At 68.4% G+C, this 11,474-nt stretch carries 10 protein-coding genes; 2 read left to right on the forward strand and 8 right to left on the reverse strand.

Annotated features, from left to right (window positions below; genetic code table 11):
* Nucleotides 1–5: 5 nt before the first annotated feature.
* From AAAZ40_RS05000 to AAAZ40_RS05020, 5 genes are read right to left on the reverse strand one after another with little or no spacing between them, the layout of a single operon-like run.
* Nucleotides 6–1,946: an EAL domain-containing protein gene (locus AAAZ40_RS05000; protein WP_476661460.1), complete on the reverse strand. Its 1,941-nt coding sequence runs from the start codon at nucleotides 1,944–1,946 to the stop codon at nucleotides 6–8.
* A gap of 45 nt (nucleotides 1,947–1,991) precedes the next feature.
* Nucleotides 1,992–4,994: an ATP-binding protein gene (locus AAAZ40_RS05005; RefSeq protein ID WP_476661461.1), complete on the reverse strand. Its 3,003-nt coding sequence runs from the start codon at nucleotides 4,992–4,994 to the stop codon at nucleotides 1,992–1,994.
* A 43-nt stretch (nucleotides 4,995–5,037) separates the two neighbouring features.
* Entirely contained in the window at nucleotides 5,038–6,771 is a 1,734-nt protein-coding gene (locus tag AAAZ40_RS05010; RefSeq protein WP_476661462.1) for a sensor histidine kinase, read from the reverse strand.
* Nucleotides 6,737–7,009, reverse strand: a complete 273-nt coding sequence (locus tag AAAZ40_RS05015; RefSeq protein ID WP_476661463.1) for a PP0621 family protein — start codon at nucleotides 7,007–7,009, stop codon at nucleotides 6,737–6,739. The genes AAAZ40_RS05010 and AAAZ40_RS05015 overlap by 35 nt, the downstream gene beginning before the upstream one ends.
* On the reverse strand, nucleotides 7,006–7,806 hold the full coding sequence (locus tag AAAZ40_RS05020; RefSeq protein ID WP_476661464.1) for a cytochrome C assembly family protein: 801 nt from the start codon (nucleotides 7,804–7,806) through the stop codon (nucleotides 7,006–7,008). Before AAAZ40_RS05020 ends, AAAZ40_RS05015 begins: the two co-directional genes overlap by 4 nt.
* A gap of 34 nt (nucleotides 7,807–7,840) precedes the next feature.
* Between AAAZ40_RS05020 and ffh the strand changes: the two genes are divergently transcribed.
* Both ffh and AAAZ40_RS05030 read left to right on the forward strand, forming a co-directional pair.
* On the forward strand, nucleotides 7,841–9,238 hold the full coding sequence (ffh, locus tag AAAZ40_RS05025; RefSeq protein ID WP_476661465.1) for a signal recognition particle protein: 1,398 nt from the start codon (nucleotides 7,841–7,843) through the stop codon (nucleotides 9,236–9,238).
* Between the two features lie 74 nt (nucleotides 9,239–9,312).
* The gene (locus tag AAAZ40_RS05030; protein ID WP_476661692.1) at nucleotides 9,313–9,945 is read left to right on the forward strand and encodes a hypothetical protein; all 633 of its coding nucleotides are present in this window, start codon (nucleotides 9,313–9,315) and stop codon (nucleotides 9,943–9,945) included.
* A 46-nt stretch (nucleotides 9,946–9,991) separates the two neighbouring features.
* On the opposite strand, the gene AAAZ40_RS05035 is transcribed toward AAAZ40_RS05030, so the two are convergent.
* From AAAZ40_RS05035 to AAAZ40_RS05045, 3 genes are all read right to left on the reverse strand, one after another.
* Nucleotides 9,992–10,516: a hypothetical protein gene (locus AAAZ40_RS05035; protein WP_476661466.1), complete on the reverse strand. Its 525-nt coding sequence runs from the start codon at nucleotides 10,514–10,516 to the stop codon at nucleotides 9,992–9,994.
* Nucleotides 10,513–10,812, reverse strand: coding sequence for a nucleotidyltransferase domain-containing protein (locus tag AAAZ40_RS05040; protein WP_476661467.1), 300 nt, complete (start codon nucleotides 10,810–10,812; stop codon nucleotides 10,513–10,515). Before AAAZ40_RS05040 ends, AAAZ40_RS05035 begins: the two co-directional genes overlap by 4 nt.
* Nucleotides 10,813–10,920: 108 nt before the next feature.
* Nucleotides 10,921–11,448, reverse strand: coding sequence for a dihydrofolate reductase (locus AAAZ40_RS05045; protein ID WP_476661468.1), 528 nt, complete (start codon nucleotides 11,446–11,448; stop codon nucleotides 10,921–10,923).
* Nucleotides 11,449–11,474: the final 26 nt, after the last annotated feature.

The raw sequence follows: 11,474 nt of genomic DNA on the forward strand, positions 1-11,474 counted from the left end.
GAGCATCAGACGCTGGGGGCTTGCGGCGGCGCGGCCGCATACACCTCGACCAGCGGTTTGAGCAGCAGGTGGCGCATGTCGCGCAAGCGGTTGATGATCGACTCAGTGAGCACATGGCCACTGCGCAGGATGAGCTTGTGTTCTAGGCTCAAAATCGGCGCGGCCAGCACCATGCCGGCTTCCAGGCCCTCCAGCGCCAAGACGCGGCTGCTTGGCTGCTCGGACGTTGCGCTGCGGGCTGGGGTGTCGCGCAGGATCGAGGCCGACAGGGGCGAGTCGGCAGGGGGTTCGGCGGCGCTCAGGCCCAGATAGTGGACGGCAGGCTGGGCAATGAAGGCTTCGGTCAGCGCTTGTTCGATGGCTTCTTGCAAGGCAAAGGCGCTGGCTGGCTTGGCGAGGTAGCCATTGATGTCGAGCGCAATCGACTGCAGCACCAGGTCTTGCTCGGCGTGCGACGACAGCAGCACGATGCGCGTCTGCGGCCCAGCCGGGGTTTGGCGCGAACGGATCAGGCGCACCAGCTCCAGTCCGCTGGACTGGCCCAGATCGACGTCGGTGATCACCAGCCCATAGCGGACGTACTCGAGGCAATGCAGGGCCTGTTCGACGCTGGCCGCGGTCTCGACGCGCCCGAGCCGCAACTGGCTCAGCAGTTCGGCATAGGTGGCGCGCTGGAAGTCTTCGTCTTCGACCAGCAGAATGTCCAGCTCTGGCGCGCTGGCCGTGCGCCGCTTGAGGCTGCCGGGGTGCCAGTGCGCCACCCAATCCGGCACGGCCTCGGCCGGCATGGGTTTGGCGATCAGAAAGCCTTGGGCGATGTTGCAGCCCATGGCCCTGAGCATTTCCCACTGCGCGGGGGTTTCAATGCCTTCGGCGGTGCACTTGAGCTTGAGCTTGCGCGCGATATCGAGGCTGGACTCGACCACGATGCGCGTGGTTTCGTGCTGGAGCGCCGTTCTGACAAAAGATTGGTCGATCTTGAGTTCGGTAAACGGCACCCGGGTCAGTTGCTGCAGCGCCGAGTAACCGGTGCCGTAGTCGTCGATCGACAGCCCAAAGCCGCGCAGGCGCAGCCGCGTCAGGTTTTCCAGGCTGGGCCCGAGGGCTTGCATGGCCGCCGATTCGGTCACTTCCAGGATCATGCTGCCGGGCGGAAAGCCGTGTTTGGACACGACTTCAACGATGCGCTCGGCCAGTTCGACCCGGCCCAGCGACCTGAGCGAGAGGTTGACCGAGAGCGTCAGATCCAGGCCGCGCTGGTGCCAGGTGTTGCCTAGGGCGGCCGACTGGGCCAACACGATCCACGTCAGGTGATCCATCAGGCCGTGGCTTTCGACCGCCTCCAGAAACGCACCCGGTGCCAGCAGGCCACGCTGGGGGTGGTTCCAGCGCACCAGCGCCTCGGCGCCGACGACGCGGCCGCTGTCCATTTCGACCTTGGGTTGAAAGTAGGGCACGAACTCGCCCTTTTTCAGGCCCGCGGCGATTTCGTCCCGCTCGACCGTGGGGGTCGCCGCACCGGCTGGGCGCGACTTGTGCAGCGCAGAGGCCTGGTAGTGCGCCAGCAAGCCGAGTAGTTTGCTGCGCGAGGGCGGTTTGGCCATGTCGCCCAGAATCGGCAAGTGGTAGGCCTGGGCCATGGCAAAAACCGAGTCGCGCATGGCGGCGTCGAGCTTGCTGACCAGAATGATCGACGGCAGGCTGGGCAAGTCGACCATGTGCCGCAGCAGGGCCATGCCGTCCATATCCGGCAGGTCGATGTCGCACAGCAGGATGTCGGTCGGTGGCGACTGGGCCTGCAGCATCTCGAGCGCGGCCCGTCCATGTTCGGCTTGCGCGATGTGGCGCGCCCCGATGCGCGTCAGCAGCGCCACCAGACCCGCGCGCTGCGTTGGCTCGTCCTCGACGATCAGGAAGTGCAGGCGCTCGATCTCGGATGGGTTCATGCTGGCTTCTCGCTGGCTGCTGTAGGCACCATTTTGCACCCTGGGCTAGCGCGGCAGCTCGGGTTCGAGTTCGGCCGCCGCCGCTTTCCACGCCGCCAGCGCGGTGTCGATGGCGCTCCAGTCCTGCTCCAGGGCGGCGCGCCCCAGCGCCAGGCTGGCGCTGCCCAAGCGGTCGGCGCCGATCATCAGCGCCGCACCCAGGATGCGGTGCGCCAGATGCGCCAGCGCGGCGGCGTCGCGGTCTGCGGCCGCCCGCCAGAGGGCTTCGGCGTCGGCCTGGTGCGCGGCCCGAAAGCGCAGCAACAGCGTGCGCTCCAGCGCCAGATCGCCGCCCGACAATTCGCGCAGCGCCCCGTGCCTCAGCGCTGGTGCTGGTGCTGGCGCTGGGCTGGAGGCTGGGCTGGAGGCTGGGCTGGCGGCTGGTCCAGCGGCTGCTGTGGATGCTGCAAGAGCGGCGTCAGCGTCTGCGGCCCAATCCGCAGGCGCTGTGGCGCTGTCGGTTTGCGGCTCGGTTTGCGGTCCGGTTTGCGGTCCGGTTTGCGGCAGCAACTGCTCGAGCTTTTGTTGCAGCAACAGCAGGTTGCTCGGTTTGACCAGGATGTCGTCGGCACCGGCGGCGACGCAGTCGGCGCGGGCGTCCGACAGGGCGTTGGCGGTCCAGGCCAGTATCGGCAGACGCGCGCGGTCGGTGGCCGCTTCACGGCGGCGGATCTCGCGCATCAACTGGTAGCCGTCCATGTCGGGCATGTGGCAGTCGGTGATCAACAGGCCGTAACGCTCGCACTCCCACCGGCGCAAGGCCTCATGGCCATTGCTGGCCTGGTCCGAGGCGTAGCCCAGCGTCTGCAGTTGCGTGCTCAGCAGGTCGAGGTTGCTTGGGTGGTCGTCAACCAGCAGCACCAGGCGCCCGGCAGCGCGCTCCCGCGCCCGTTCGGCGGGCGTGAAGGCGTCGGGGGCAGACGGGCTGCCGCCCCTGGGCTGCCAAGCAGCAGGCGGGCTGGCTTGCATCTGCGCGGCGCTCAGGACGGGCAAGTCCAGCGTCAGGCTCAGGGTCGTGCCCACGCCCGGCGTGCTCTGGAGCTCGAGCTCGGCGTGCATCAGCTCGGCCAGGCGGCGGCAAATCGCCAGCCCCAAGCCGCTGCCGCCATAGCGCCGCGTGGTTTGCGTGTCGCCCTGAGCAAAGGGCTGGAACAGCGTGGCCTGGGCTTCGGGTTCGATGCCAATACCGGTGTCGGCCACCGACAGGCGCACGCGTTCGCTGGCACCCTGGCGCTGCACGCGCTGCGCCATGAGCGTGACTTGCCCGGTGTGGGTGAACTTGACGGCGTTGGAGAGCAGGTTGTTCAGGATTTGGCGCAGCCGCAGGCGGTCGGCCAGCAGCAAGGGGCTGAGCTGGGGGTCCACCCAGTGCACCAGTTGCACGCCTTTGCTGGCGGCCAGGTTGCGAAAGCTGTCGGCGCTGAGCTCGATCAGTTCGCTGATCGCGGTCGGCTCGGGGTGGATCTCGAGCTTACCGGCCTCGATCTTGGAGAAGTCCAGAATGTCGTCGATCAGGTGCAGCAGCGCTTGGCCCGATTGCAGCGCCACGCCCAGCATGCGCTGGGCCTCGTGGTCGTGCGCGCGCAGTCCGAGCAGCTCCAGCATGCCGAGCAGGGCATTGAGCGGGGTGCGGATCTCGTGGCTCATGGTCGCCAGGAAAATGTCCTTGACTTGCGACAGGCGCTGCGCCTCCAGGCGCGCCAGTTCCAGTTCGGCTGTGCGCTCGGTCACGCGCTGCTCCAGGCTCTGGTTCAAGGCCGCGAGGGCGTCGGTGTCGCGCCGGCGCTCGATCGCCAGCCCAGTCAGGCGTGCCCAGTCGTCCAGGCACTCGAGCTCGGACGCGGTCGGCGTGCCCGGGCTGCGGTAATAGACGGCGAACGCCCCCAGAACCTGGGCGCTGCCGCTGCGCACCGGGGTGGACCAGCAGGCCCGCAGCCCCAGCGGCAGGGCTAGGGCAGCGTAATCGGCCCACAGCGGGTCGGTGGCGATGTCGCTGACGATCACCTGCTGCTTGCGGTGCATCGCGGTGCCGCACGAGCCCGCTTGCGCGCCGATGGCCAGGCCATCGACGGCGCGCACGTACTCGTCTGGCAGGCTGGGTGCGGCACCATGGCGCAGGTGCTTGCCGTCGGCGTCGAGCAGCAGGATCGAGCACAGCGCCTCGGGCATCAGCCCCTCGACTTCGCGCGCAATGCTCTCGAGCACCGCGCTCAGAGGCTGGTGGCTGCTGATGGCGTCGAGCACGCGGATTTCGGCCTGCTGCCGCCGCTGCTCCTGCTGCAGTTGCGCCGTGCGCTCGTGTACGCGCTGTGCCAGCGTGTGCTCGCTGGCCACCAGCGCGCGCCGGCCGGCTTCGTTGGCGCGCAGTTGGCGCCGAATGAACCAGAAGGCGGTCAGCAGCACGGCGGCGACCAGCAGCGCGAGCAGGGCGTAGGCATTGGTGTTGACCACTTGGGCGCGGTCATGCCGGGTCTGATACGCCGCCAGTTGGCGCTGCTCTTGGGCCTCCATCGCATCCAGCAATTCCGTCAGGCGCGCCCGGGTCTGGCGCATCGGTGCGCTGTCGCTGTAGAGGCGCGCCGCCAGCTCACCCGCGCTCAGGCGCAGTTCGAAGACGCGCTCCGACAGGGCGCGCCGTTCGTCGAGCAGTTCGCGCACCTGATGCCAAAGCTCTTGCTGCGCGGCATTGCCTTGCGTCAGTTCGCGCAGCCTTTGCATCACCTGGTCGCGTTGCACCCAGTGCGCGTCGAGGGTGGTCAGCAGAGCCTTGTCACCGGTGATGAGAAAGTTCTGGCGCTCGACATCGATGTGCAGCGTGAGCATTTTGACCGAGGACAGCGCATCGAGCACTTCGTGGGTGTGCGCGATGCGCTGCTCCAGCCGGTCGGAGTCGCGCGTGAGCTGCGAGGCGGTGTAGGCCAGCACCAGCAGCACCAGCACCAGCACCACGCCGGCAAAAATCACCGTGATTCTGCTCTCGAAGGGCGTGCTCGGCTTCAAGCTAGGCATGGCGCAGTCTCCCTATCGGCAAAGAGGCACAGCATACGCTTTTTCAGTGCCCGCCGGCGCTGGTAGGGGCGGCAAAGCGCAGCACAAAGGCATGGCCGGCGGCTTCGGCGCGGTCGGCGCGCCAGTAGTCGAGCTGGGCCCCGTGGCGCTGGCACAACTGGCGCGCCAGGTACAGCCCAAGCCCGCTGGAGCGGCTGTTTGAGGAGTTGAAGGGCTCGAACAGGTGCGCTTCGACATCGGCCGGCATCGGGAGGCCGGGGTTCCAGACCTCGAGCTGCACGCCCTCGCTGCCGTGCCGGGTGGCGAGTTGCAGCGGCTGCGGGCTGTCGGCGGCGTGGCGCAGCGCGTTGTCGAGCAGGTTCACCAGCACGCGGCGCAGGTGCTCGGCCTCGAAGGCAACCGTGGCCTGGGGCGCGCCGGGCCGCCATTCGAGCTGGGCTTGCGGGTTGAGCGCCAGCCAATCGGCCAGCAGGGCGGCGACGCTTGGGTCCAGGCTCAGGCTCGGGCTGCTGCCGTCGGGGCGCAGCGGTTGCCGGGCCAGCTCCAGAATGTCGTCCACGGTGCGGCTCAGGCGTTTGGCGTTGTGCCCGATCATGGTGCTCAGGCGCTGTTGGGCTGCGGTCAGCGCTTCTTCGGCCAGCAGCGTGTTGGCCTGGCTGATGGCGGCCAGCGGGTTGCGGATTTCGTGCGCCACCGCCGCCGACACGCGGCCCATGGCGGCCAGTTTTTCGGTGCGGATGCGCGCTTCGATGTCGCGCAGGCTTTCCATGAAAATGACGCAGGTGGGCTGCGCCGGGCTGTGTGGGGCCGGCCTGTTGAGGTGGGCGCGCAGTTGCACCTGCAAGGGCTCTGCGCCCGGCCTGGGCAGGCGCATGGTGCAGCTCGTGTGGCTGCCTTGCGACAGCACGGCCCGGGTCCAGCTCGCCAGCAAGGGCCAGGCCGGCAGCGTGCTCAAGGCGGCGTAGGGGGGCTGCGCCTCGGCGGCGCCGAGCATGGCGCAGGCGGCGGGGTTGGCGTGCCAGATCTGGCCGCGTGCGTCGATCACCAGCACGCCCTCGCTCAGGCCGGTGGCGATGATCTGGTTCACCTGGGTCTGCGCGTCGGCCATGGCGCGGTGGCTGCTGGCTTGCGCCTGCTCGCGCCCCAGGCGCTGCGCCAGTTGGTGCACCAGCAGCGCCACCAGGAACAAGCCCGCGCCGCTGATGGCGCCCTGGGCATAGGTGGCGGCGTGCTGCGGGCGCAGCAGCTCTCCGGCCACGGCATCGAACAGCAGCACCAGGGTGGCAAAGGCCGCGCTGCCCAGGGCCAGCCGCAGCGGCCCGAGCACCGCCGCCAGCAGCACCGGCAGCACGAACAGCGGCATGTAGTTCACGCTGCCACCGTGTGTCCATTGCAGCAGGCCAAAAAAAGCCAGATCGACCCACAGGGTCAGCAGCCAGACCGGGGCCCAGAATGAGTCGGCCTGCGCCGGGCGGCTCCAGCGCAGCGCGGCAGCGGTCGAAACCAGGTAGGCCGCACACAACAGCAGCAGCCACAGCGGCACTTGGCCCTGGGCTTGGGCCCAAGCCAGCCAGGCCAGCAAACCGAGGGCCACCAGCAGCCGCGCCGCCATGAAGTAGCGCCACAGCCGGGCGCTCGACTCGGTCGTGTTCTCGAAGTATGGCGCGCTGGGCGCAGGCGGCGCAGGGGCCGGCACCAACCAGGTCGGGGCAAAGCCCGCTGCGTCTGCTGCCGCGCTGGCTTCAGCCTTCGGCGCGCTGGCGGTGTTCGTGGTCACAGTAGTGCCCCAGCGCCCCAGGGGTGGCATCGCTCAGCGGCAGGTGCAGGCCGCAGTGGCGGCACTGCACCATCTGCACCGGTGCGGCCAGAGCCTGCTCCTGCGCTTTGCGTGCCGCCGCTTGCGCCTGCGCCTGCGTCGCCTGGTGTGGCTCGCGCTCGCGCAGGCGCTGGCGCCGCTTGTGGCGCCAGATGAAAAACGCCAGCACCAGCACCAGCGCGACCAAGGCGTACTTCATGCCGGCAGCCGCTGCAACAGCACTTCGAGTACGAAGCGCGAACCCACATAGCCCAGCAGCAGCAGGCCCGCCGCCAGGTACAGCATGCGCGCCGCGCGCCAGCCCCGCCAGCCGTAGCGCCAGCGCCCCAGCAGCAGCACCCCCAGCACCCCCCACGAAAGCAAAGTGAAAACGGTCTTGTGCGTCCAGGCCCAGCCGCTGGCGTACAGCAGCCACGAGAAATAGACCCCGGCCAGCAAAGTGAGGGTGAGCAGCGCGAAGGCGGCGCCGACGAAGCGAAAGGTGAGGCGTTCGAGCATCAGCAGCGGCAGCGCCGGGTTGGAGGGCTGGCCGCTGCGCATCTGCTGCTCGCTGCGCTGCATCATCCAGGCGTGCGCCACCGCCACGCCCAGCAAACCGTAAGAGGCCACGCCAAAGGCCCAGTGCAGCGGCAGCCAGCCCGAGAGCAGCGCCGGATAAGTCTGGCCCGGAAACAGCAGCGCCAGCAACACCGCCGGGGCGCCCAAACCGGCCAAGGTCCAGCGCGTGGCCAGTTGCGGGTAGAGCCGGGTTTCGAGCGCGTACACCGTGAGCACCAGCCAGGCGGTGACCGACAACGTGGTGGCAAAGCCAAAGCGCGCCGGTGTCACGGCCAGCGCCGCCAGCAGCGCCAGCCCATGCAGCAGCCACACCGCCAGCATCAGGCCGCTGGTGGGGCCGCGCCCAAGGTGGCGCGAGCCCCAAGCCAGCACGAGGTAGCCCAGCGCCGCACCCACCGCCGGCGCAGTGCTCCACCAAGGGCTTGTGGCGAGTATCATGCTTGGAGTTTAAACCCAGCCCACGATTGTCCGCATGGCCTCAGCCCTTACCGAAAAACTCTCACGCTTGGTCAAAGAACTGCGCGGCCAAGCGCGCATCACCGAAGACAACGTCGCCGACATGCTGCGCGAGGTGCGGCTGGCGCTGCTCGAGGCCGACGTGGCCCTGCCGGTGGTGCGCGACTTCATCGCCCGCGTCAAGGCCAAAGCGCTGGGCGCCGAGGTGGTGGGTTCGCTCACGCCGGGGCAGGCGCTGGTGGGCATCATCCACAAAGAGCTCGCGGCCACCATGGGCGCCGATGCCGCCGGCGAGCTCAATCTGGCGGCGCAACCCCCGGCGGTGGTGCTCATGGCCGGCTTGCAGGGCGCGGGCAAGACCACCAGCACCGCCAAGCTGGCGCGGCACCTGATCGAGCGGCGCAAAAAGAAAGTGCTCACGGTCTCGGGCGACGTCTATCGCCCCGCCGCCATCGAGCAGCTCAAGACCGTGACGGCACAGGCCGGCGCCGAGTGGTTCCCGAGCACGCCCGAGCAACAGCCGCTCGATATCGCCCACGCCGCGCTCGACTACGCGCGCAAGCACCATTTCGACGTGCTGCTGGTCGACACCGCCGGCCGGCTGGCCATCGACGCCGTCCTGATGGCCGAAATCCAGGCCCTGCACGCCGCGCTCAAACCGGTCGAAACCCTGTTCGTGGTCGATGCCATGCAGGGCCAGGACGCCGTCAACACTGCGCGCGCCTTCAAGGACGCGCTGCCGCTCACCGGCATCGTGCTCACCAAGCTCGATGGCGACTCCCGCGGCGGCGCGGCGCTGTCGGTGCGCGCCGTGACTGGGGTGCCGATCAAGTTTGCCGGCGTGAGCGAAAAGCTCGACGGCCTCGAGGCCTTCGATGCCGAGCGCCACGCCGGCCGCATTCTGGGCATGGGCGACATCGTGGCGCTGGTCGAACAGGTCACGGCCGGGGTCGATGTGGCGCAGGCGCAGGCCTTTGCCGCCAAGGTCAAGAGCGGCGCCGGCTTCACGCTCGAAGACTTTCTGGAGCAGATCCGGCAGATGAAAAAAATGGGCGGCCTGGCGAGCCTGATCGACAAGCTGCCCAGTCAGCTATCGGCCAAAGCCGGTGTCGCCGACATGGACCGGGCCGACAAGGAGGTGCGGCGCAAGGAAGGCATCATCTGCAGCATGACGGTGGCAGAACGGCGCAAGCCCGAACTCATCAAGGCCACGCGCAAGCGCCGCATCGCCGCCGGGGCCGGGGTGCAGGTGCAAGAGGTGAACCGCTTGCTCAAGGAGTTCGAGCAGATGCAGGGCATGATGAAAAAAATGAAAGGCGGCGGCCTGATGAAGATGATGAAGCAGTTTGGCGGCATGGGCGGCGGCGGGCTGGGCGGCATGGGGTTGCCCAAGTTTCCGGGGGCGCGCGGCTAGGCGGCACCACCACAGGAGCGGCTTTGGATTCCGATCTGGCGGCAACGGTGGCAAGCGGCGGCTGGGGCGCACTGTTGTGGGCCGAGGCGCTGCTGGGCGCGCTGGCCTTGGCGCTGGCGCTGGCCATGCGGCCTTGGCGGCTGCTCAGCGGCGGGGCGCTGATCTCGCCCGTGCTCGGCACCTTGGTCTTGCTGCCGCCGTTGTGGCTGGTGCCACAGTACCTGCCGGTGGGCCTGCCGGTGCAGTTTTCTGGCGCCTGCCTGGTGCTGCTGATGCTGGGCTGGCCGCTGGCGGTGCCGGTGCTGGCGCTGGTGGCGCTGCTGGTCTGGCTGCTGGGCGATGCCGGGGTGGCCAGTGCGCTGTCGCAATGGTTCTGGATGGGGCTGGTGCCGGCGACGCTGGCGTTTTTCATCGGCGCCGCCATCCGTCACTGGCTGCCGCCGCACATCTTCATCTACACCTTGGGGCGTGGCTTTCTGGGCACGGCGCTGGCGGTGTTCGTGGCCGGGGTGCTGTTCGAGCTCGCGCACGCCATGACCGGCTCGCACGACCTGGTGCAGGCCGTGGTCGCGCGCTGGCTCATGGCCTGGGGCGACGCCTTCATCACCGGCATGCTGGTGGCGGTGTTTGTGGCCTTCGCGCCGCAGTGGCTGGCCACGTGGTCGGATGCGCGCTATCTGCAAGCGCCGAGCAAGAGCAAGCCCTAGGTAAACCCGCAAACCCGGGCCGCGCTGCGTGCGGTCGGGGCGTTTGTCAGCATGCCGGGGGTGGTTGTGCAGGGCCATGTGCGCTTGCTGCCAGCCCCAGGCGCTCCATTTCGGCTTGTGCTTTTGCAATCACTTCAAACAACATGCTGCAGGCTTGCTCTGCGGCCCATAGGTTGTCCAGAAAAGTTTGGGCATCGTGCATGTATTCATGTACCAAGGCGTTGCGCAGTCTGCGCGCGGCAATGAAGGCGTCGGCATTGGGCAGCAGTTCCAGCCTTTCGGCGCTGTCCAGCGTATCGAGCAAGGTCTTGCTCCTTTCGCCGACCAAGGCCACCATGCGGGGCAACAATTTTTCGCCCAAGTGGTCTTGCAGTCGGCCAAAACGGCTGGCAAAAGCCTCGACTTTTTCGGCCAACTCGGGCCGCTCGCCCAAGCTTTGCACCCAAGCCAAGTCGATGGGCAGCGCAAACAGCGTGCTTTGGCTGTAGCGCAGGTGCGCAGCCTCTTTGTGCGCCAAATCGAGCGCCAGCAGCGCCGGTTGCGCCTGTTCGGGCAGGTATTTGAGGCTCATAACAGAATGCCGCTGCGTCGCGCCCTTTCCAGCACCGGGGCTGGGGGGGTGACGCTGTCTTTGAGCAGGATGTCGATTTTGCGCTCGCCCAATTGGCGAATCAGCGCCACATAGATGGCCCCGACGGTGGCAGCGCGGTTGTTGACCCGCTGGTCGGTTTCAAACAACAGATCGATGTCGCCCCCTTTTTGGGCGTCGTCCACGCGCGAGCCAAAGAGGATGACCCGCGCGCCCTCACCCAGCACGGCGTGCGCGGTGTGCTTGATGGCGGCAACGTGCTCAGGGCTTAGGCGCATGAGGAGGGGGTTGGCGACTGAAGGGTGCCTGGGCAGTCGGGATTTGCCGCCGGCGCACCTGCCCCAAGCGGCACCGACGGCTGAATGGCCTGAAACGCACGCGCCACTTTAGCACGGAAGCGGCTTCTGGCTCTTGCAGTAGGTGACAAACGCAAAGCGCAGCCCGCTGGCGCTGGTGTGCGGCGTGCGCGCGCATTCGCGCCACTGCGGCCCCAGTGGCGGGGCGTGGGCGTCGCCTTCGAAGTCGGCGTCGATCTCGGTGGCCAGCACGCGCTGCGCCAGGGGCAGGGCCTGGGCATAGACTTGGGCGCCGCCGATCACCCACAGCTCGGGCGGCGCGGGCTCGAGGGCGGCGCAGTGGGCCAGCGCGTCCTCCAGGCTGGTGCAGGGCTGGGCGCCTTGGGCGCGCAAGGCGGCGGCGCGCAGCGGGTCGCGCGTCAGCACCAGATTGAGCCGCCCGGGCAGGGGGCGAAAGCGCGGCGGCAGGCCATCCCAGGTGGCGCGGCCCATGAGCACCGGGCAGCCCAAGGTGTGGCGCTTGAAGTGCGCCAGGTCTTCGGGCAGGTGCCAGGGCAGGCGGTTGTGCAGGCCGATGACGCCATTGGCGGCGCGGGCGTAGATCAGGTTGATGCGCATGGGGCAAGCATAGCGCAGAGGATTGG

This window comes from Serpentinimonas sp. SMBJO2 (genome assembly GCF_056341105.1).

Coding starts and splice junctions, on each gene's coding strand:
- AAAZ40_RS05000 (WP_476661460.1), bottom strand. CDS start 1,946: ATGAACCCATCCGAGATCGAGCGCCTGCACTTCCTGATCGTCGAGGAC.
- AAAZ40_RS05005 (WP_476661461.1), bottom strand. CDS start 4,994: ATGCCTAGCTTGAAGCCGAGCACGCCCTTCGAGAGCAGAATCACGGTG.
- AAAZ40_RS05015 (WP_476661463.1), bottom strand. CDS start 7,009: ATGAAGTACGCCTTGGTCGCGCTGGTGCTGGTGCTGGCGTTTTTCATC.
- AAAZ40_RS05020 (WP_476661464.1), bottom strand. CDS start 7,806: ATGATACTCGCCACAAGCCCTTGGTGGAGCACTGCGCCGGCGGTGGGT.
- ffh (WP_476661465.1), top strand. CDS start 7,841: ATGGCCTCAGCCCTTACCGAAAAACTCTCACGCTTGGTCAAAGAACTG.
- AAAZ40_RS05035 (WP_476661466.1), bottom strand. CDS start 10,516: ATGAGCCTCAAATACCTGCCCGAACAGGCGCAACCGGCGCTGCTGGCG.
- AAAZ40_RS05040 (WP_476661467.1), bottom strand. CDS start 10,812: ATGCGCCTAAGCCCTGAGCACGTTGCCGCCATCAAGCACACCGCGCAC.
- AAAZ40_RS05045 (WP_476661468.1), bottom strand. CDS start 11,448: ATGCGCATCAACCTGATCTACGCCCGCGCCGCCAATGGCGTCATCGGC.